The sequence below is a fragment of the Campylobacter sp. P255 genome, from assembly GCF_003627915.1.
Lineage (GTDB): Bacteria > Campylobacterota > Campylobacteria > Campylobacterales > Campylobacteraceae > Campylobacter_D.
Genome location: NZ_NREN01000006.1, coordinates 30079 through 50146, shown reverse-complemented (window position 1 = coordinate 50146; position 20068 = coordinate 30079). Strand labels below are relative to the sequence as shown.

The window sequence follows — 20068 nt, the reverse complement described above, 5'->3', positions numbered from 1 at the left end:
AGGTTCATGGCAGCTCATATCAATTCGAAAGGGATTTACAAAGCATTAGGTGGCATTAGAACAAGCGCAAACAACCTAGCAGCGCAAGCTTCAAAGCTTAATAACCAAAGCTTGAATTTTGATCAAATTTTAGATCAAAGCAAGCCAAAGTGTATTAGCACTTGCTTGCAAAGCTCTCAACAACAACTTGGGAATTTACTTGAAGATATAAAAAATAGCAAGGAAGCTATTATTAAAAACACCCATATTGATAGCATTAACATCATCTCACGACTTCGACAAGAAGCGATTATGATGTATGATATCACGCTTAAAAACCCTCTTTGATGATTTTATATAAATTATCAATATATTCATCGCTAAAATGCGATGAATTAAAATTGTTATAAAAATAAGACAAATCCTTAGCTTTAAATTCATAACCAAAAGCGCATTTTCTATGAGCTGGCAAAAAAGCTCTTACTAAGACAACATCTTCTTGTATACTCTCATCGCAAACAAAACAAGTGAAAATTTGATGCAAACGTCCTTCAAAGCTTAAAAGTTTTAAATAAGCATCTACAATAACCCGCTTGCAATCTTGTTTTTCAAAACGTCTAGCACATTCTTCTAAAAGTTCAAAATAAAAACTATCAACAGTTTCCACTTCTTTTAAATGCCAATAAAAAAGCCTTATAAACTCTTGCCAAAAGAACATTTTTTCTCTATCTAAAGTCCAAGAAAAACCCACATGCAAGACATCTTTTAGCCGTGGTAAAAATCTTGTACTTTCTTCAAGTTCAAAATCTATCTTGTAGCCACTTAAGATATTTGAATGTCTCATTCCATAAAATCTATAACTTTTGATGACTTTTTTTGGACTTAAAAGATAAACAATCAAATCTTCATCTTTTACACTTTGAGTATGTAAAATATACCCTTGCATTAAAGAAGTTCTATACCATAAGCTTTTAAAATATCATAAGCACTTTGCTCTAATTCTTTACTAAAGCTTGCTGTGGCATTTTTGTGTAAGATAAGTTTAGAATTAGGTGTAGCACTTAATGCTAAAATAATATTACTAAAAACGCAAATATGCGAAACTAAACCACAAAATTCTATAATATTGTAATGGTTTTCTTTTAAAAAATTCGCAAATTCTAAACTACCAAAGGTGTTTTTATGAAAAATTTTTTTTGCATTTTTTAAATATATATCAAATTCGCTTGGCATTTTCCAGCCAAAACCATCTTTAATACAGTGGCAAATAGGGATATTTTTGCCCTCTTGGGTTTTTAAATAATTTTCATCATGAGTATCAAAAGTAAAAACCACATCATCTTGATGATTTTTTAAAAGCTTGAGAATGTTTTCTTTTATCTTGGTAGCTTCTTCAAAACCCAAGCTACCATCGATAAAATCATTTTGATAGTCAACAACCACCAAGAGCTTAGTCATTGTCCTTAACCATGAAAAAACTATTTGTATGAATATTTTCAAACGCGGTTTTTAGACTTGTAAATAATTTTGGATTGTCTTTTTCTAAATTAGCTAAAAGTTGCTTCGCCTCTTCTCTAGCATGTGGAAATTTAACATTTTTTTCACTTAATTTCATACCAGGGCAAAATTCATTACCAATGACTTCAAGCTCATTAGCAATAGCATTTTCTCTTAATTGTCTTTCTCTTACAAAAATCAAAGGGCGAATAACTTCTACGCCTCTTTTGCTTTTATATTTTGGCGCTAAACTTCTAAGAGCACCATTGTAAATAAAATTCATAAAAAAGCTTTCTACAGCATCATCTAAATGATGACCTATAGCTAGCTTATTAAAACCATTTTCCAAAGCATAGGTATACAAAGCACCGCGTCTCATTCTTGAAAAATAACTGCAAAAACTCGAATTTTTTCTAATAGTATCGCCTGATATTTCATAAATATTAGAGTCAATCACTTCATGATCAATACCATGTTCTTTACAATGATTATGAAGTTTAGTATAATCTTCGCCCATTCCATAGCTCAAAGTCACAGCTTTAAGCTCAAATTTAAAAGGCGCATGTGCTTGCATACGTTTAAGAAGGTGCGCCAAAGCAAGTGAATCTTTTCCACCACTTAAGCCCAACAAAACCTTGTCATTGTCATTGATCAAAGAAAATTTAGCATTGGCCTTTGCCACTTCCCTGATGAGCTTTTTACTGAGGTTAATCATAGTTTCTCACAAATTTTCAATACAAAATTAGCTGAAATTTTTGCTGATTTTTCCACAAATTCATCAAAATCAAATTCAGCTTTCTCGCCTGCTTTATCACTCATTGATCTTAAAATCAAGCATGGGATCTTTAAAGCATCACACACTAAAGCCACACTTGCTCCTTCCATTTCGCAAGCATCTGCGTTAAAAATTTCTCTAATTTTTGCTTTTTTATTTTCATCACAAATAAACTCATCACCCGTAGCAATTACACCAGGTTGAATTTTTATACCAAGCTCTTTGGCAACATCTAAGGCAAGATGGTTTAACTTTTCATCAGTTGGAATAAAAATTTCATTTCCTGGAACATATCCAAGTGGATGTCCAAAAGCGGTAATATCTAAATCATACTGTGCTAATTTTGTAGCATAAATCAAGTCACCTATTTCCAAACTAGGATTAAAAGCACCTGCTACACCTGTGAAAAGTAAAAGTTCTGCTTTAAATTTTTCAATCATAATAGTCGCACTAAGAGTTGAATTAACTTTTCCGATTTTAGAATAAGCTATAACCAACTCATGCTCATTATACTTTGCAAGATAATAAGTGTTGTTTGCATATTCTACAGTTTGATATTCTTTTAGTGTTTCCAGCAAAGGAGTTATTTCCTCAGGCATAGCACCTAAAATAGCTATCTTCATTTAACAACCTTTAAAATTTCTTCGATATCTTCTATTTTACTTAATGCATAAGTTTCTTTTGTAGTGATTTTTTTATTTAAACCTTTTAACACACTCGCGCCAAATTCAATATAAAAATCTACTTCATCATCAATAGCTTTAATACTTTGCTTATAAAGAACAGGCTTAACAAGCTGATCGCTTAAAAGTGTCAAAGCTTGACTTTTATCATTATATACTTTAGCATTCACATTCGAAACTACACTTTTAAACTCATCTTTTAAGACAAGCTCTAGTTCTCTTGAAAGCCTCATGGAAGCATTTTTTAATAGCGGACAATGGCTTGCCACGCTCATATTTAACAACATGGCTCGTTTTGCTCCAGCATTTTTAAATTCATTTTCATAAGAAGCTAGATCTGGTTTTAAACCTGCAACAACTATTTGTCCATCGCAGTTGTAATTGGCGGCAAAAATATTTTTACCATCGTTTAATGCTTTTTGGCAAAGTTCTTCCACCACTTGATCTTCTAAACCCAAAACCACCATCATACCTGCTTCAATTTTAGAACAATCTTCTTGCATAAACTGACCACGTTTATTTACAAGCATGATTACATCTAAAAAATCAAATGCCCCTTGAGTTGCCAAAGCACTAAATTCACCCAAAGAATGTCCTAGGCTATATTTTGGACAAAGATCTGTTTGCTCTTTTAATGCTTCATAAGCCATAAGCGAATTTAATACAATAGCCATTTGTGTAAATTCACTTTTATTTAAATTTTCATTCTCTTCAAAAAGCAAATGTTTAAAATCTATCTTGCAGTATTCGCTTGCACGCTCAAGTAGTTCTTTTGCTTTAGATGAATTTTCGTAAAAACTAAGACCCATGCCAACGCTTTGAGAGCCTTGGCCTGGAAAAATAAATGCAGTATTCATTAATGACCACCGCAGCAGCCACCACCGTGACCGTGGCCACCACAACAACCGCCACCACCGTGACCGTGATGATCATGATGATGTCCTCCACCACCACATCCACAACTTCTACTACCAGCAACTATACCTGTTAAGATTTCATCTTCAGTCGCTGCTCTTACATCTACAATATTTAATGAAAATAACAAATCTTTTCCCGCGTAAGCATGATTGTAGTCGATAGTCACTTCATTTTCAGTGATTTCTCTTACGATAACTCTTACAGTATTTCCATCTTCACCTTCACCAAATAGCTCCATACCAACTTGCAAGTCAATTCCTGCAAATTGTTCTTTTGGTAAAGTTTGTAAAGCGTTTGCATCGTATTCACCCAAAGCATTTTCTTTTTTAATTTCAATATCAACATTACAAGGTGCATCTAATTTTTGAATTTCAGCTTCCAACCCTTCTAAAATTTGCCCCTTACCTAAAATAAAAGAAATCGGTTCTGCATAAACATTTGATTCTAAAACTTCTTTGGTATTTGCATCTTTTAACTCATAAAACATTGAAACTACACTATTTTTTTCTATAGCCATTTTATTCTCCTTTTTTATTTTCTATCTGGCGAAACTTTCGCTTCAGGGCTATCAGGATATGCTGTCTTTAAGGCTTTATAAAATTTATTCGCACTTTTAGGATCACCTACTTTATCTAAACTAATAGCAGTATGATAAAGTAATTTTGGCACATAATCACCCTTGGTACTTATTGCAGAACTTTTTTTATAAAAGCCTAGTGCGCCTGCATAATCTTGTTGTTTGTATCTTATTTCTCCAAGCCAAAATGTAGATCTAGCAGGTTTATAATGAATGCTAATTAAATGCTCAAATTTCTCTTTTGCATCTTCAAATTGATTTTTATTTGTTTCATTAATTGCTTGTTTTAATATCTCGCTAGAATCTAAATTTTTCCAACTGTCATCTTTTTTTACAACCACTACTTCTTGAGTTTCATTAACATCTTCGATGATTTCTTGCGTTTGGTTGTTATCTTTTACAATAGGAACAACTGGAGAAGGTGTATTGTTGATCTGTTTTTGCAATCGTTCTATTTCAGACTGAAAAAAAGTTATACTTTGATTCATATCATCTTTAGAAATATAATCATCATTTATTTTGTTAATTGAAGCTGTGATTTCAGCTAAAACTTTTTGTATCTCTTGATGATTTTTTTCTTGAATTTTTCTATTTTCCTCTACATAAGCTCTTAAATTTTGGATTTCTTGAGTTATATTTGCCTCAAAATTTTGGTAATTGTCTTCCAAAGAAAGTAATTTTGTATTTGCTTTTGAATACTGAGCATTCAAACCCTCGGTTACACTTTGCAAACCTTCTATATTTTCCACAGCAGTGTTAATTTTACTAGTTAAGTTAGTATAATATTCATTTAAAGCTTTTAAGCGCTCTTGGTTTTCATATTGTAGTTTTTCATTTTGAGTTAAACCATAAGGTGTTTTTGTGTCTACTTTTCCTGCATCAAATGCTGAAATTTCAGCATGTAAAAAAGTAGCCCCCAAAAGAGCTACTGATAATAGTTTTATTTTCATATCAATTTAAACTTATTTTGTAATTTTAAATTCAGCACGACGATTTTGTGCATCACAAGATTTTGTTCTTTCAGTACATACAGGATTAGTTTCTCCATAGCTTTTCACGCTAATTCTATCAGCGCTAACACCTTGAGCTACTAGAGATTCTTTAACCGCTTTAGCTCTTTTTAAGCCTAAAGCTTGGTTATACTCATCTGTTCCCCACTCATCACAATTACCTTCAACTACGATAGCAGCGTTTGCCGCTTCTTTGTTAAAGATTGCAGCATTATCAGCAATTACACCTTGCATATCTTTTCTGATGTTAAATTTATCAAAATCAAAATAAACATTTTGAATAGAATTTAAAGATGAAACATTTTCAAATTGATCTGAGCTTCCGCTTCCTTTTGATCCATCTACACTACTTGAACTGCTTACGCTAGTATTTTTTGTAGCACATCCACTTACAATAACAGCAAATGCAGCAATTGAAGCAAAAATGATTTTTTTCATTACTTTCCCCTTTTTTTATTTAAAAATTATGCTTAATTATAACAAAAAAAATGTTATTTTGATATTTTACCAATCAATTGATTGAATTTTTCCTATTTTTAAACCATAATGAAATGCTTTGTTTGCATTGATTCTTATAACACCTAAAGCACTTTGCGACCCCAAGTACTTTATAAATACGATGCTTTGACCATCGCTAGAAAATCTTGGAAAAAGATTTTTTCCATTAGCTGTAAGTTGTCTGATATAGTCACTTTGAGTTGACATTAAATACAGATTAAAAACACCCCTTTGATTTACCTCTCTACTTGAATATACCATATAATGATTATATGTAGAAACAGATGAATTATTTTTACCATGGAAAACAACCTGCTCTGTTAGATTGGTATCTAAATTTTGCATAAAGATATTTGGATAGCCCAAACGGTCTGATACAAAAACAATTTTTTTATCATCATCAACAAAATTTCCATTTACATCTATACCAATATAACTTGTAATTTGCGTAAGGTTTTTTGTATCTATATCATACAAATAAACGTCTGGTTGATCTTTTGGGGCCATAGTTAAAAGTATTTTTTTACCATCATCACTCACATCAGAAGCGACCATCATGCCTTTGCTAGCAATTATTTTTGTAATATTTTTATTTTTCATATTATACTTATAAAGAGTTGGTATTTCATCTTCATAAGCTGTAAAATAAAATGCGCTTTGTTCTTTATTTGCCCATTTTGGAAATAAATTTAAACCTTTTGAAATCAACACTTTTTGATAAGTTAAAGTATAATCAGCTAGTAAAATATCACTATGTTTGCTACCTTGGGTTCTTGCGATTAGAATTTTATGATCCATCCAATCTACAAGTGAAAAACCGAGTTTTCTATTCATTTGAGCAACACTTCTATGTGCTAAAAATGGGTATTCTTCTACAGAAAGAATTTGTTCATAAAATCTTGTCTTAGTTTCATTAGCAGCTAAGACTTCAACATCAATATCTAAAAGTTTGCCATTTTTATTCAAAACATAAGAAAAAACATAATCGCTTTTCGCCTCATCTTGGCTTAATTCAAAATTAGAACTCACCTTGATGTCGTTAATTAGCATATTGTAAAAACTTTTCTTAAGATCTAAATCACTAAGCTTAGATTGATCTTTGATAAAAATTGTTGGCAGTTGCATGCCTTTATTTACAACTGAAATAGTTGCATCTTGCCCAAACAACACTGAACAAAAAAATAAAAAAACTAATATCCTTTTCATCATTTCTCCGTTTTAAACTCAATTACATCGCTAAGTTGCATTTTGATTTTTCTTATTTTACCATTTGGAGGTAAAGTTATGTATTTTCCTTCTAAATTTTGTAAAAATTCTTTTGCTTTTTTATCAAAATTATCACTATAAGCACTTGTAGAACTTAGTAAATAAAATTGACCGTGATTATCTATAACAAATTCTACTTCGATACTCAAATTTCCACTAGGATTATAAATTCTCCATCGATCTTCAAGGTATTTTCTCACCGCGCCCAAAAACTGATCATATACTCCTATTTTTTGCTCCATAAGAGATTGCCCCAACTCTTGATTTAACTGTAGATTTTCATTAAGTTGTTGAGAAAAATCATTAATCTTTTCTCTTTGAGTAAAAATTGGTTTTTTTGATGGCATTGAAGATTGTACTTTTGTGGTTTTTTCTTCTTGATAGTCTTCTATTTTTCCAAACAAATCATTAAACACACTTGCTTTTTGGTCTATATCTTGAGTATTTACATTTTTATTTGTAGTATATTTTTGTAAAAGATTTTCTTCAAATAGGCTTTGTAAATTTTCTTTTTGTATTTCTTGTGTAATATTGACTTGATTGGTATTAACACTATCACCAAGTTCTATATTCACAAAACTATTAGGATCATCTGTAAATTCAATAGCTTTTGTTTTGTACTCTATCAGTTTAAAAAAAACTAAAAAAATAACGATAAAATAAATTAAAATCGAATAAACAAGTGCTTTAAGATTGCGTATCGAATTTTCTTCCATATTCTACTCAGTTTGTAAAGCAACTTTTTGGAAACCAAGATGCTTCATTGTTCTTAAAACACTCATTACATCGTCGTATTTTAGATTTTTATCTGCTCTTATAAAGACAGTTTCTTGTGTATTATACTGAACTTTCAAGGCATTCATATTGTCTGCAAAGCTTACAAAATCAAATTTATCTTTTCCTATAAAAATTTCTCTTTTTGCATTAATTGTTATAATCAAGCTTTTAATATTTGGAGCACTAGAAGCTTTTTGTGATCCTTGTGGAAGCTGCACCTTTTCTTCATAAGTAATACTAGGCGCAGTAACCATCAAAATAGCTAGCAAAACTAGCATAATATCCACCAAAGGCGTAATGTTTAATTCAGGTTTTTCATCTAAAAACATTACTAAGCCTTTGAAGAACTTACTAATACTTTAATCTCACTATCTAAGATATTAATCAACTCATATGCTTTTCTTTTAATAATCAAATGAAAACTATAAGCTGGAATTGCAACCAAAATCCCACAACCCGTAGCTACCAAAGCTTCGCTGATTTTAGGAGCAATAATACTTAGAGAATTTTGCATTTCTAAACCACCAAAAGTTTCAAGAATAGAAATAACAGTACCAAAAAGCCCTATAAAAGGTGAAGTAGAAGCGATAATACTAAGCCAAGTTAAGCCTATTGTTGCTTTTTTTTCTACAGAATTTTTATAAATATTCATCTTAGTTTCATCGATCTCAATACATTTTTTTAAAATCGATGCACTTTGACTCAAGTCTCTTTCGCCTCTCATTAAAGCTTCTAGAGCTTGACTTTCATCTTGCATCCACTTGTTAATAAGTGACATTCTTGAAAATAAAATACTAAAACTAACTATAAAATACACCGAAAGCCAAGCTAATACAATATAAGTGATTAAGCTTGTATTTTCAAAAAAATGAAAAATTGCTTGAAAATCCACTATTTTTGCCTTACATTATTGTCCATTTTAGCAAAAGTAGAAGCCAAAGCTACACTATCGCTACTCATAGATTTAATCAAATCTTTTGCTTCTTCTAATTTTTTTGCTATTTCGCTATCGCTATTTCCACCAACCCAAACAGCACCTTTAGCCAAAACACTAACTTTAGTTTCAGATACTTTTACATGGCCTGAATCAATAGCAACTAACTCATGAGTTGAATCTGCTTTTTCTATATCGATAATTCCTGATTTTAAAGAAGATATCAAAGAAGCATGGCCTTTTAACACACCAAACTCACCTTCACTTCCAGGAAGTACTACAGATTTTACACTATCATTGTAAATCATACCAAGAGGTGTTACCACCTCTATATGAATCAAGTTATCCATTATTAAGCCTTAAGTTTTTCTGCTTTTTCAATCACTTCATCAATTCCACCTACCATGTAGAAAGCATTCTCTGGCAAGTGATCGTATTTTCCTTCTAAAATACCTTTAAATCCTGCTATTGTGTCTTCTAAACTGATATATTTTCCAGGGCTACCTGTGAAAACTTCAGCAACGAAGAATGGTTGAGATAGGAATTTTTCAATTTTTCTTGCTCTTTCAACAATCAACTTATCCTCTTCACTCAACTCATCCATACCTAAAATAGCAATAATATCTTGCAAATCTTTATATTTTTGAAGTACTGATTGTACCCCACGAGCTACTTTATAGTGCTCTTCGCCAATGATTTGTGGATCAAGCATTCTTGAAGTTGAATCCAATGGATCAACAGCTGGATAAATACCTTTTTCAGCAATCGATCTATTTAAAACCGTAGTTGCATCTAAGTGCGCAAAAACAGTTGCAGGCGCAGGGTCAGTTAAGTCATCTGCTGGAACATAAACTGCTTGAACTGAAGTAATAGATCCTTTTTTAGTTGAAGTAATTCTCTCTTGGAATTTACCCATTTCACTAGCTAGAGTTGGTTGGTATCCAACTGCTGAAGGAATTCTTCCTAAAAGCGCTGACATTTCAGAACCTGATTGAGAAAATCTAAAGATATTGTCGATAAACATCAACACATCAAGACCCATTTCATCTCTAAAATATTCAGCCATAGTAAGACCTGTTAAAGCAATACGATTTCTTGCCCCTGGTGGCTCATTCATTTGTCCATAGCACAGTGCAACTTTATCTAAAACGTTACTTTCTTTCATTTCATTATAAAGGTCATTACCTTCACGAGTTCTTTCACCAACACCCGCAAATACCGAATAACCACTATGTTTAAAAGCAACATTGTGAATTAATTCCATAATAATTACGGTTTTACCAACACCAGCACCACCAAAAAGCCCTACTTTACCACCTTTTGCATAAGGAGCAAGTAAGTCTACAACTTTAATCCCTGTTTCAAAAATTTCACTTTTAGTGCTTTGTTCCTCAAATGGAGGTGGATCTCTATGGATTGACCAATGTTTATCAAAATTAACTTCTTCACCCTCATCAATCAAATCACCTGTAACATTGAAAATTCTTCCAAGTACTTTTTCACCAACCGGTACACTGATTGGATTTCCAGTTGCGACAGCTGATAAACCTCTAACAAGACCATCAGTCATATCCATAGCAATAGTTCTTACCTTGTTGTCGCCTAAATGTGCAGCAACTTCAAGTACTAATTTACACTCTTTTCCTTCTAATTCATAATTAACAATAATTGCTTCATTAATTTGTGGAAGATAGTCTTTAAATTCAACATCAACCACTGGTCCTAAAACTTGAGAAATAAAACCTTGCATCATCACTCCTAAATTTATTTCATTGACTCAACACCGCTGATAATTTCTATCAACTCGGTGGTAATAGACTCTTGTCTTGCTTTATTGTAAGCTAAGTTAAGTTGCTTAACTCTTGCTTTTGCATTATTAGTTGCATTGTCCATAGCTTGCATTCTTGCACTATGTTCAGCCGCCAAAGAATCAACCAAAGAAAAATACATATTATATTCAAAATAAGTTTTTAATAAGTCATGTAAAATTTCTCCATCTTCAGGCTCTAAATCCATTAAAGACTGAGAATTTTGTTCTTCTTTACTTGCTATGGCTTGCACTGGCAATAATTCATTAATACGTATTTCTTGAGAAATCATATTTTTATAGCCATTATGTACAATTACCACTTTATCTGTAACTTCATTCATAAAATCATCAACAGCACTATGAATGATCGCACAAGCTTTTTCATAATCTGGACTTGAGCTTGTGTCAAGATATTTTTCTAAAATTTCAATATTTTGAAAATTAAAATACTCTATACCCGTTTTACCAATCGCTCTCAATCTTACCTTGATTTTTTTTGCTTTACATTCTTCAAGCATTTCATTTACTGTTTTTATAGTTTTAATGTTGAAACCACCGCACAAACCTTTATCTGCAGTAATGAAAACAATGTCCATTTTTTCGATATTTTCTTTTTTTCTAAAAAATGGAAGTTTGTCATCAAGCCCTTCATATTGATTCATCTTAAAAGCAATTTCAGATAAAACTTCATCAATTTTTTGAGCATAAACTTTTGACTTTTTAGCCGCCTCTTCTGCTTTTCTTAATTTAGCAGTAGAGACAAGCTTCATTGCGTTGGTTGTTTTTTGCGTGTTATGTACGCTTTTAATTTTTCTTTTTATTTCTTTTAAATTAGACATTTAAAAACCTTATATATGGTTTGCTTTAAACTCACTCAATGCTTTAGCTAGTTTTTCTTCTAAGTCTTTATCTAAAGCTTTTTTCGTTCTAATTTGCTCAAAAATTTCTGGGTATTTAGCCTCAATAAATGGATATAAAGCTGCTTCAAATTCTCCGATTTTTGAAACAGCGATATCATCTAAATAACCTTTTGTTCCTGCATAAATCATTACAACTTGATTTTCTGCTGAAAGTGGAGAATAAGGAGGCTGTTTTAACACTTCAACCATTCTTTGTCCACGCTCAAGTTGTTTTCTACTAGCTTCATCCAAATCACTTGCAAATTGTGCAAAAGCTTGCAACTCTCTATATTGAGCTAGATCAAGTCTTAGTGTACCTGAAACTTGTTTTGTTGCTTTGATTTGTGCAGCACCACCAACACGAGATACTGATAAACCAACGTTAATTGCAGGACGAATACCTGAGTTAAACAAATCTGTTTCCAAGAAAATTTGCCCATCTGTAATCGAAATAACATTAGTTGGAATGTATGCTGATACATCACCTGCTTGAGTTTCGATAATTGGCAATGCAGTCAAACTTCCTGCGCCAAGTTCATCGCTTAGCTTACTTGCTCTTTCAAGCAATCTTGAATGTAGATAAAATACATCACCAGGATATGCTTCACGGCCTGGAGGACGACGTAAAATCAAAGACATTTCACGATATGCAACCGCATGTTTACTTAAATCATCATAAACGATCAATGCGTGTCTAGAGTTATCTCTAAAATATTCACCCATAGTTACACCAGTATATGGAGCAAGGTATTGCAATGCAGCAGGATCTGAAGCACCTGCATTTACTACTATACTATAATCCATAGCACCATATTCTTCTAGTTTTTTAACCACTTGAGCTACTGTACTTTGCTTTTGACCTATCGCAACATATATACAAATAACATCTTTACCTTTTTGGCTAATGATAGTGTCAATAGCTACAGTAGTTTTACCGGTTTGTCTATCACCGATAATCAACTCTCTTTGGCCTCTACCGATTGGAACCAAAGCGTCAATCGCTTTAATACCTGTATGTAATGGCTCATGAACGCTTTTTCTAGCCATAATACCTTTTGCTTTTTCTTCTACAAAGCGGTATTCGCTTGCTTCAATTACACCTTTAGCATCAATTGGCTCACCTAAAGCATTTACAACACGACCTATCAATGCATCGCCCACTGGGACTTTTAAAAGTTTTTTTAGTCTCTTAACTGAACTTCCTTCTTTAAGCCCAAGTCCTTTACCTAAGATAACAATACCTACGCTTGATTCTTCAAGGTTAAGTACCATACCTTTTTCGCCATTTTCAAATTCAACCATTTCTCCAGCCATAGCATTTTTAAGGCCATATACCTTAGCAACACCATCAGCAACTGAAATAATTTTACCGGTTTCTTCTATTTCAAGATTAAAGTCAAATTTTTCAATTCTCTCTTTTATAATAGAACTAATTTCATCTGCTTTAAATTTCATCAAATCTCCTTAAATTGCTTTTAATATATATTCATTCATTTTAGCTTTTAAGCTTTGCATTGAAAATGAAATTTCATATCCAAGTCCATCTAAGCTAATTTTCACACTATCGTTATCACTTACTTTACTATCTAATCTAATTTTTGCATTAAATTTATGGCTAAGTTTTTCTTCTAAATTTCTAATCTCTTCTTCGCTTAATTTTTCTTTTGAATAAACTTGCCCTAAGAATGTGTTTTCTTTTAATGCTTTTTGCTCACTTAATTCTTTAGTGATCTCTGGAATTAACATTTCTCTACTGTTATTCACAATTAAAGCCATAAAATTTTTAAAGGCTTCACTTGGGTTATCCAATAAAGAAAGTATAAATTCTAATTTTTTTTCTTGTTTAAGTTCATAAGAGTTTAAAATATCTACAAATTTGGTAGATGAAAAAGCTGAACTTAACTGTAATAATTTTGAAAAAAAATCTTCAAAATCATTTCTTTCTAATATAGCTTTTGCATATGTTTTTGCGATTACACTTTCCATCAAGACACCTTCTTCATCATGATATTTAAAATTTCTTTTTGCTGAAGTTGTAAATTCTGATCTTCAAAGATTTCATCTAAAACAGCTTTTACTACTTCTTTTTCCATTTTTCTCATCTCATAGTCTTTGTGTTCTTCGTATGCTTTTTCTAAAACACTGATTTCTAATTTTGTTTCTTCTTCTATCTTGTTTGTAATGATTTCTGCTTCTTTTTTTGCAAGTATTATAGCATTACTTGCTTCTTGTTTAGCATGATCAAGCTTTTTCATCATTTCTAGTTTTTGATTTTTACTTGCGATCAATTTTTCCTGAATTTCATTCATCTTAGAAGCAATTTTTGCAATCCTTCCATGGTAAAAATTCTTTAAAGGTGTTGCAATAAAATAATATAAAATTGCAGCAAATAAAACAAAATTAACCGCTCTTGGAACGATGTCATACTCGCCACTTCCATTACCTGCTGCTAAAGCATAAAAAGGAAGCACTGATAAAATTGCAATTTTTCCTAACATTAAATTTCCTTAAATTTTACTCAAGCTATTTTTAAAGCTTTGTTTAAATTCTGGTATTTTAGAACGCATTTCTTCTTTTAATTCTTTTTCTTTTTCCTTTAGGCTTTTAAGAAAAACAAGCATTTGATCTTCTAATTCTTTTTTCTTTGCTGATATTTCTTTTTCTTGTTTTAATTTAGCTTCTTCTATAGCTTTTGCCTTGATTTGATTGATTTCATCTCTTGTTTGAATATGAATTTTTTCCAATTCACTTTCTACATTCGAAACATCATCAGAGTTTTTCTTCATCTTTTCTTCGTCATTTTTAATAGTTAAATCCCTAGAATCCATAAATTTAAGTAAAGGTTTATAGAGTATAGAATTTAAAATTGCTATCATAAGCAAAAAAATGACACCAGTGGCTATCATGATGGAAAAATGTACATCATTAAACATTAATACTCCTAAATAAATCTAAATAAAACGCGAAATTATATCAAAATATACCTAAAAACATATTTAATTAAATGTTTTTAGGAATTCCTTTACCTCTTCTTCGTTCGAAAAAGTAATCGTTAGCTTCAAATCTTTTGCATTTACTCTAAAACCTAGTGAGTGAATTTTATCTTTTAGGTTTTCCATGGATTGATACTGTTTGTTTAAATTTGTATTTTTTTCTAAATGGTTAGTATTTTTAAAGTTTTTAATTAATTTTTCTGTTTCTCTTACATTAAGTTTTTGCCCTATGATCGTATCAACAATCATTTTTTCTTCATCTTTTTCAAGCCCTACTAAAACTTTTGCATGACCTTGGGAAATTTTACCCTCTATAAGAAAATTTTGCGTTTGTTCGTTTAAATTTAAAAGTCTTAATGTGTTTGCAATTTGCGGTCTTGATTTATGGATAAGATCAGCTAGTTTTTCTTGGGTAATATCGTGAATTTCTAGTAGTTCCTTGTAAGAATGTGCTAATTCTATAGGGTTTAGATTTTCTCTTTGAATGTTTTCTATGAGTGCAAGTTCGCGTAATTTTATATCATCAACATTTAAAACTACAGCCTTAATTTGCTCTTTATCCAAAAGCTTACATGCTCTAAATCTTCTTTCACCTGCTATTAAAATATATTCAAACTCATCTTTTTTAAAAACCACCACAGGTTGAATTAAGCCATATTCTTTAATCGAACCTGCTAGTTCTTCTAAAGCTTGTTCATCAAAATTTTTTCTTGGCTGATAAGGGTTTGGGCTAATTAATTCGATATCAATCTCTTCTATCTTTCCTTCATTTGAACCCAATTCTTTTTCATAAACCTCATCAATATCAGCTAAAATACTACTTAAACCTCTTCCTAATGCACTTTTTTTTGCCATAATTTATCCTAATATAGAGTGTGCTAAATTTTGATAAGCCAAAGAACCTGGTGATTTTATATCATAAAGTATAATAGGCTTTCCATAGCTTGGGCTTTCAGCAAGTTTTACATTTCTTGGTATGATTATAAAATCATCTTCATTGTCACCTGTTCTAAATAGCTTTTGCTTAAAATTCTGTTTTAAATCTTCCACTGTATCTTTGGAAAGATTGTTTTGAGAGCTATACATAGTCGGTAAAAAGCCTTTGATTTTTAGCTTTGGATTAATAGTTTTTTTCACAAATTTAATAGTGTTTAAAACCATCGCAACGCCTTCAAGTGCATAAAACTCACACTGAATAGGAATGATAACACTATCGCTTGCTGCAAAAGCATTTACTGTAATACTTCCAAGCGCAGGCGGTGAATCAATGATGATAAAATCATAATCTTTAGCAATTTCTTTAATTTTTTCTCTTAAAATTGTTCTATATTCACCACTTTCTTTTACCACTTCTTGCTCGATACCCACCAAAGAAATATTAGAAGGTGCTAAATATAACTGTGGAAGTTCGGTTTTTAAAATAATTTCTGAAAGTTTTTTTCTACCTATAAACACATGGTAAATATTGTATTCATAGTTACTTCTATTAAAACCAAGTCCTGTTGTAGCATTTGCTTGTGGATCGATGTCTATCAAAAGCACTTTTTTTTCAGCTACTGCCAAAGAAGCTGCCAAGTTAATGGCAGTTGTGGTCTTACCTACTCCACCTTTTTGATTTGCAATAGTTATTATCTCACTCATCTTAAACTATATATCCTTTTATTATCTAACAATATAGAACCATCTTTATACAACAAGGCATCTTTTAGTGATAAAATTTTGCCTTCATTATGTATAAAAAAATTTCTTGATTTTTCAAATTCTAACATATACTTGCTAAAAATATTCTTCCATAAAGTCTTCTCATTCACATAAAAAAAGTATTCATTTAAAAGATCTTTAATGTCTATTTCTATATCTAAAATTTCAGCATTAAATGGAGCATATTTGAGGTTAATTCCCATTCCCACTACTAAAAATTCATTGATTTTAGAACTCATTAAGCCACCTATTTTTTTATCTTCTATGTAAAAATCATTAGGCCATTTAATCCACACTTTTGAATCATGCTTTTGCAGTACTTCTTTCATCAAGAACGCAAAATATATGCTTGCAGAAGCCAAAGGAAGATCTTGTGCTAGTTCTTGAGTTTTTACACAAAAAGACACATGTAAATTACCTTGCTTACTCTGCCATGTATTATCTCTACTACCTATACCAGCACTTTGAACAAAAGCACAAATAGCAGTATTATTTGCGATTTCACCATTACGAATTTTATCACTTAAATAAATTTGAGTTGATTCAAGCTCATCAAAATAAACTATCTCCAAGTTTTAACCTTTTTCCATTTAAATAAGTCTTGGCATCTAAGGCTTTTTTTCCACTCTCTTGTAAAGTTTTAATCCTCAAAATACCTGTTTCACATGTAAGCAAAAAGCCTTCCTTTTCTACTTGCAAAATTACACCTGATTTTTGAGTTTTTTCACTATCAACCAATTCAATATCTAAAAATTTCAAACCATTTTCTAAAAAAATTCCAGGCCAAGGGGTAAAAGCTAGAAATTTTTGATAGATTTCATTTGCATTATCTAAAACAATCAATCCATGTTCTTTTTTGATTTTTTTACAATGCGTAACCAAACTTTCATCTTGAGCCACAGGGGTAATTTGAGAATAATTTTCCAAAGTACTTATACAAAGTTTGGCTGCTAAATTTGAAAGCATAATAAAAATCTCGGCTGAATTTTTACCTTCTATATCACATTCTTTACTTTCTAAAATAGCACCACTATCAAGCCCTTCTTCCATAAGCATCGTGCAAACCCCGCTTATTTTATCTCCATTTAAAATAGCGCTTTGTATCGGCGAAGCTCCACGATATTTAGGAAGTAAAGAAGCATGTAGATTAATACAAGGAGCGATATCTAAAATTTCTTTTGGTAAAATTTTCCCATAAGCAGCAACAACTATAAAATCTGGTTTTAAACTTTTAATATCTTGTATAACATTTTCATCTTTTAAGCTTTTTGGAGTATAAATTTTTATATCAAGATTATTTTCTAAAATAAATTTTTTAGTATCACTTGGAGTTAAAATTTGCTTTCTTCCTACAGGTTTATCAGGTTGAGTAAATAAAGCTTGGATATTAAATCCTTTATCAACAAGCTCTTTTAAAATACAAGTTGCATAAGAGGGAGTTCCCATAAAAATGATATTTTTCATAATGCCATTATCCTTTTTTGATAAGTTTTTATAGCTTTTTGATATGAAAGCTCAAGATAATCTTTAAAAATTTCAAAATTTTTTCTAGAAGGGTTGTTGATGCAAATATATCCCATATAAGCATAAATTGGGTGAGGCATGATAAGATCAAGCATAGAAAAATCATAATTTAAACCAACGACCTCACCCTTTAAAGCTTTTTTAGGTTTTTGACCAAAAAGATTTTGATAATCTTGATCACAAAGAGAGCAACTTAGACGAAATACACCCTCTCTATTTAAATTTGAAGCTTTATCATTTATGCCATCATTTTCTTTAATAGTACAAAAATAAACTCCGTTTTTTAAAACCTTATCAGGATTATAAAAAAAGCTATGCTCTTTATAGGTAAATTTATATATCAAGTCTTTAAAATTAGATTTGATATATTCTTGGATAAAATCTATAGTTAAATTTTCACTCATCAAAGATTATTTTGATTTCTGATTTTTTTTACTTCGTCTAAAAGCATAAATTTAAGCTCTTTAAGTCCGGTTTTTTCAAGGCTTGATACTTTGACAAAAAAACTTTGCGGGTTATTTTGACTTTGTAAATAAGCCTTTAGTTCATTATAATCATCCTCCATTTTTTGTGCAAATTCTTCACCTAAATTTACGCTATCACTTTTTGAGAGCATGACACCAAAATTTCTTGCATAAAGCTTATTTGAAAATTTTTCTAATTCTTTTCTTAAAACACAAAACTGCTCTTTTAAACTCATTTCTCTTAATGGATCAAGCACAAAAAGCAAAAAAGAAGTTCTTTCTATGTGTCTTAAAAACTCAAGCCCCAAACCTCTACCGTCACTTGCACCTTCTATAATGCCTGGGATATCTGCCATCACAAAAGAATTATAATCATCTACTTCAACCATGCCAAGTTTTGGAGTTAGTGTAGTAAATTCATAATTAGCTATTTCGGGTCTTGCATTAGATACTACGCTTATAAGAGTGGATTTTCCTACATTTGGAAAGCCTACAAGCCCAACATCTGCTATGAGTTTTAATTCTAAGCGTACACTTAAGGTTTTTCCTGCTACACCAGGTTGGGCATAATCTGGGCGTTGATTAGTAGAGTTTTTAAAGTGAGTATTACCAAGACCGCCTTTACCGCCTTTTAAAAAGAGTTCTTTTTGGCCTTCTACAAGCATATCAAGTAAAATTTCCCCACTTTGCGCATCAATTACTTGAGTACCTTGAGGAACGATTAGCTCTAAACTCTCTCCTCTTTTGCCGTTTTTATTACGACCTAGACCTGGCTGACCATTTTGCGCTTTAAGTTCTTTTTTACCTTTAAAGTGTGCTAGAGTATGAGTATTATTGTCGCATACAAAATACACATCGCCACCATTTCCACCATCGCCACCATCAGGTCCACCAAGTGGAACATGTTTTTCACGGCGAAAACTTACAGCACCTTTACCACCATTACCCGAACTTAAAACTAATTTTACATTATCTATAAACATACAATCACCAAAGTATAAATTTTTAAAATGATATTATATTTTTTTTAATATATTAAGACTAAAAAGAAGAAAAAGGCTACAAAGTAGCCTTAAAATTATGCAGGATAAACAGAAACTTTTTTTCTATTTTTATCTTTTCTTTCAAATTTTACAAAACCATCAATTAAAGCAAAAATTGTATGATCTTTTCCCATGCCTACGTTATTACCTGCATGAGTTGCTGTTCCTCTTTGGCGAATGATGATGTTACCAGCGCGAACAAATTCTCCACCAAATTTTTTAACACCTAGACGACGACCTATAGAATCACGATTATTCTGAGTTGAACCTTGACCTTTCTTGTGTGCCATTCTTTACTCCTTAAGCTTTAATATCTACTACTCTAACGCGAGTAAATTGTCTTCTAAAACCGCGTTTTAATTTTGAGTCTTTTCTGCGTCTTTTTTTATAAATCACAACTTTTTTGTCTTTTCCATGAGCAATCACTTCTAAAACAACTTTTGCACCCGCAACAAACGGCGCACCTACCTTTAATTCTTTATCGCATACAGCAAGAACTTCGCTTACTTCTACGCTTGATTTTGCTTCAGCTTCAAAACGATCTAGTTTAAGCTCATCACCTTGGCTTACTCTGTATTGTTTTCCGCTGTGTTTTATAATAGCATACATACAGCTATCCTTTCTTAAAATGTATTTGGTAGCACCATAAAGCATTATGTATACACATAAATTTAGAAAGCTTTAATGGTTAAAAGCGGTAATTATATCTTGATTTTATAT

At 31.4% G+C, this 20068-nt stretch carries 28 protein-coding genes; 1 reads left to right on the top strand and 27 read right to left on the bottom strand.

Translation table 11 applies throughout. The annotated features are described in order from the left end of the window. The first annotated feature begins 6 nt into the window (after positions 1-6). Positions 7-327, top strand: a complete 321-nt coding sequence (locus CKA54_RS04345; RefSeq protein WP_120760291.1) for a hypothetical protein — start codon at positions 7-9, stop codon at positions 325-327. Here the strand turns inward: CKA54_RS04345 and recO are convergent. The 27 genes from recO to rplU all read right to left on the bottom strand — a co-directional run bounded on the left by recO (position 311) and on the right by rplU (position 19957). Continuing rightward, on the bottom strand, positions 311-925 hold the full coding sequence (recO, locus tag CKA54_RS04340; protein ID WP_120760290.1) for a recombination protein RecO: 615 nt from the start codon (positions 923-925) through the stop codon (positions 311-313). The two genes, CKA54_RS04345 and recO, sit on opposite strands and share 17 nt — an antisense overlap. Then, on the bottom strand, positions 925-1437 hold the full coding sequence (locus CKA54_RS04335) for a cysteine hydrolase family protein (RefSeq protein WP_120760288.1): 513 nt from the start codon (positions 1435-1437) through the stop codon (positions 925-927). The genes recO and CKA54_RS04335 overlap by 1 nt, the downstream gene beginning before the upstream one ends. Further along, positions 1430-2191, bottom strand: coding sequence for an ATP-binding protein (locus CKA54_RS04330; RefSeq protein ID WP_120760286.1), 762 nt, complete (start codon positions 2189-2191; stop codon positions 1430-1432). Before CKA54_RS04330 ends, CKA54_RS04335 begins: the two co-directional genes overlap by 8 nt. Beyond that, positions 2188-2874 carry a 5'-methylthioadenosine/adenosylhomocysteine nucleosidase gene (locus CKA54_RS04325; RefSeq protein WP_120760284.1) on the bottom strand — a complete coding sequence of 229 codons (687 nt, stop codon included), beginning with the start codon at positions 2872-2874 and terminating at the stop codon, positions 2188-2190. Before CKA54_RS04325 ends, CKA54_RS04330 begins: the two co-directional genes overlap by 4 nt. Continuing rightward, a complete protein-coding gene (locus CKA54_RS04320) occupies positions 2871-3743 on the bottom strand; it encodes an ACP S-malonyltransferase (RefSeq protein WP_332088667.1) in 873 nt (290 codons plus the stop codon). Before CKA54_RS04320 ends, CKA54_RS04325 begins: the two co-directional genes overlap by 4 nt. Positions 3744-3790: 47 nt before the next feature. Beyond that, on the bottom strand, positions 3791-4369 hold the full coding sequence (locus CKA54_RS04315) for a peptidylprolyl isomerase (RefSeq protein WP_120760281.1): 579 nt from the start codon (positions 4367-4369) through the stop codon (positions 3791-3793). 14 nt (positions 4370-4383) lie between these two features. Continuing rightward, entirely contained in the window at positions 4384-5379 is a 996-nt protein-coding gene (locus CKA54_RS04310) for a tol-pal system YbgF family protein (RefSeq protein WP_120760279.1), read from the bottom strand. Positions 5380-5391: 12 nt separating this feature from the next. Continuing rightward, positions 5392-5877 (bottom strand): peptidoglycan-associated lipoprotein Pal, encoded by a 486-nt coding sequence (gene pal / locus CKA54_RS04305; RefSeq protein WP_120760278.1) that lies wholly within the window; start codon positions 5875-5877, stop codon positions 5392-5394. Between the two features lie 66 nt (positions 5878-5943). Continuing rightward, positions 5944-7146 carry a Tol-Pal system protein TolB gene (tolB, locus tag CKA54_RS04300; RefSeq protein WP_172586669.1) on the bottom strand — a complete coding sequence of 401 codons (1203 nt, stop codon included), beginning with the start codon at positions 7144-7146 and terminating at the stop codon, positions 5944-5946. Next, a complete protein-coding gene (locus CKA54_RS04295; protein WP_120760274.1) occupies positions 7143-7919 on the bottom strand; it encodes a TonB C-terminal domain-containing protein in 777 nt (258 codons plus the stop codon). Before CKA54_RS04295 ends, tolB begins: the two co-directional genes overlap by 4 nt. 3 nt (positions 7920-7922) lie before the next feature. Next, positions 7923-8309: a Tol-Pal system subunit TolR gene (locus CKA54_RS04290; protein WP_043019333.1), complete on the bottom strand. Its 387-nt coding sequence runs from the start codon at positions 8307-8309 to the stop codon at positions 7923-7925. Positions 8310-8311: 2 nt separating this feature from the next. After that, positions 8312-8872: a MotA/TolQ/ExbB proton channel family protein gene (locus tag CKA54_RS04285; RefSeq protein WP_120760272.1), complete on the bottom strand. Its 561-nt coding sequence runs from the start codon at positions 8870-8872 to the stop codon at positions 8312-8314. Then, positions 8872-9264, bottom strand: a complete 393-nt coding sequence (gene atpC, locus CKA54_RS04280) for an ATP synthase F1 subunit epsilon (RefSeq protein ID WP_120760270.1) — start codon at positions 9262-9264, stop codon at positions 8872-8874. The genes CKA54_RS04285 and atpC overlap by 1 nt, the downstream gene beginning before the upstream one ends. Before the next feature lie 2 nt (positions 9265-9266). Next, complete coding sequence (gene atpD / locus CKA54_RS04275) at positions 9267-10664, bottom strand: F0F1 ATP synthase subunit beta (RefSeq protein ID WP_120760268.1); 1398 nt, start codon at positions 10662-10664, stop codon at positions 9267-9269. A 14-nt stretch (positions 10665-10678) separates the two neighbouring features. Further along, positions 10679-11563 carry an ATP synthase F1 subunit gamma gene (gene atpG, locus CKA54_RS04270; protein WP_120760266.1) on the bottom strand — a complete coding sequence of 295 codons (885 nt, stop codon included), beginning with the start codon at positions 11561-11563 and terminating at the stop codon, positions 10679-10681. A gap of 9 nt (positions 11564-11572) precedes the next feature. Further along, positions 11573-13078: a F0F1 ATP synthase subunit alpha gene (gene atpA, locus CKA54_RS04265; protein WP_039617356.1), complete on the bottom strand. Its 1506-nt coding sequence runs from the start codon at positions 13076-13078 to the stop codon at positions 11573-11575. A gap of 9 nt (positions 13079-13087) precedes the next feature. Next, on the bottom strand, positions 13088-13609 hold the full coding sequence (locus CKA54_RS04260; protein WP_120760264.1) for a F0F1 ATP synthase subunit delta: 522 nt from the start codon (positions 13607-13609) through the stop codon (positions 13088-13090). Next, positions 13609-14121 carry a F0F1 ATP synthase subunit B gene (locus tag CKA54_RS04255; RefSeq protein ID WP_120760262.1) on the bottom strand — a complete coding sequence of 171 codons (513 nt, stop codon included), beginning with the start codon at positions 14119-14121 and terminating at the stop codon, positions 13609-13611. Before CKA54_RS04255 ends, CKA54_RS04260 begins: the two co-directional genes overlap by 1 nt. A 9-nt stretch (positions 14122-14130) precedes the next feature. Further along, positions 14131-14556 carry a FoF1 ATP synthase subunit B' gene (locus CKA54_RS04250; protein WP_120760261.1) on the bottom strand — a complete coding sequence of 142 codons (426 nt, stop codon included), beginning with the start codon at positions 14554-14556 and terminating at the stop codon, positions 14131-14133. A gap of 63 nt (positions 14557-14619) precedes the next feature. Continuing rightward, positions 14620-15471, bottom strand: coding sequence for a ParB/RepB/Spo0J family partition protein (locus CKA54_RS04245; RefSeq protein ID WP_120760259.1), 852 nt, complete (start codon positions 15469-15471; stop codon positions 14620-14622). A 3-nt stretch (positions 15472-15474) separates the two neighbouring features. Beyond that, positions 15475-16257: a ParA family protein gene (locus tag CKA54_RS04240; RefSeq protein ID WP_120760257.1), complete on the bottom strand. Its 783-nt coding sequence runs from the start codon at positions 16255-16257 to the stop codon at positions 15475-15477. Then, positions 16254-16889 (bottom strand): biotin--[acetyl-CoA-carboxylase] ligase, encoded by a 636-nt coding sequence (locus CKA54_RS04235; RefSeq protein WP_120760255.1) that lies wholly within the window; start codon positions 16887-16889, stop codon positions 16254-16256. Before CKA54_RS04235 ends, CKA54_RS04240 begins: the two co-directional genes overlap by 4 nt. After that, complete coding sequence (fmt, locus tag CKA54_RS04230) at positions 16870-17781, bottom strand: methionyl-tRNA formyltransferase (protein WP_120760253.1); 912 nt, start codon at positions 17779-17781, stop codon at positions 16870-16872. Before fmt ends, CKA54_RS04235 begins: the two co-directional genes overlap by 20 nt. After that, positions 17778-18245: a DUF6194 family protein gene (locus CKA54_RS04225; RefSeq protein WP_120760251.1), complete on the bottom strand. Its 468-nt coding sequence runs from the start codon at positions 18243-18245 to the stop codon at positions 17778-17780. Before CKA54_RS04225 ends, fmt begins: the two co-directional genes overlap by 4 nt. Next, positions 18245-19288, bottom strand: coding sequence for a GTPase ObgE (gene obgE, locus CKA54_RS04220; RefSeq protein ID WP_120760249.1), 1044 nt, complete (start codon positions 19286-19288; stop codon positions 18245-18247). Before obgE ends, CKA54_RS04225 begins: the two co-directional genes overlap by 1 nt. 95 nt (positions 19289-19383) lie before the next feature. After that, positions 19384-19638 carry a 50S ribosomal protein L27 gene (rpmA, locus tag CKA54_RS04215; protein ID WP_002862355.1) on the bottom strand — a complete coding sequence of 85 codons (255 nt, stop codon included), beginning with the start codon at positions 19636-19638 and terminating at the stop codon, positions 19384-19386. A 10-nt stretch (positions 19639-19648) separates the two neighbouring features. Then, positions 19649-19957 carry a 50S ribosomal protein L21 gene (gene rplU / locus CKA54_RS04210; protein ID WP_039617324.1) on the bottom strand — a complete coding sequence of 103 codons (309 nt, stop codon included), beginning with the start codon at positions 19955-19957 and terminating at the stop codon, positions 19649-19651. Positions 19958-20068: the final 111 nt, after the last annotated feature.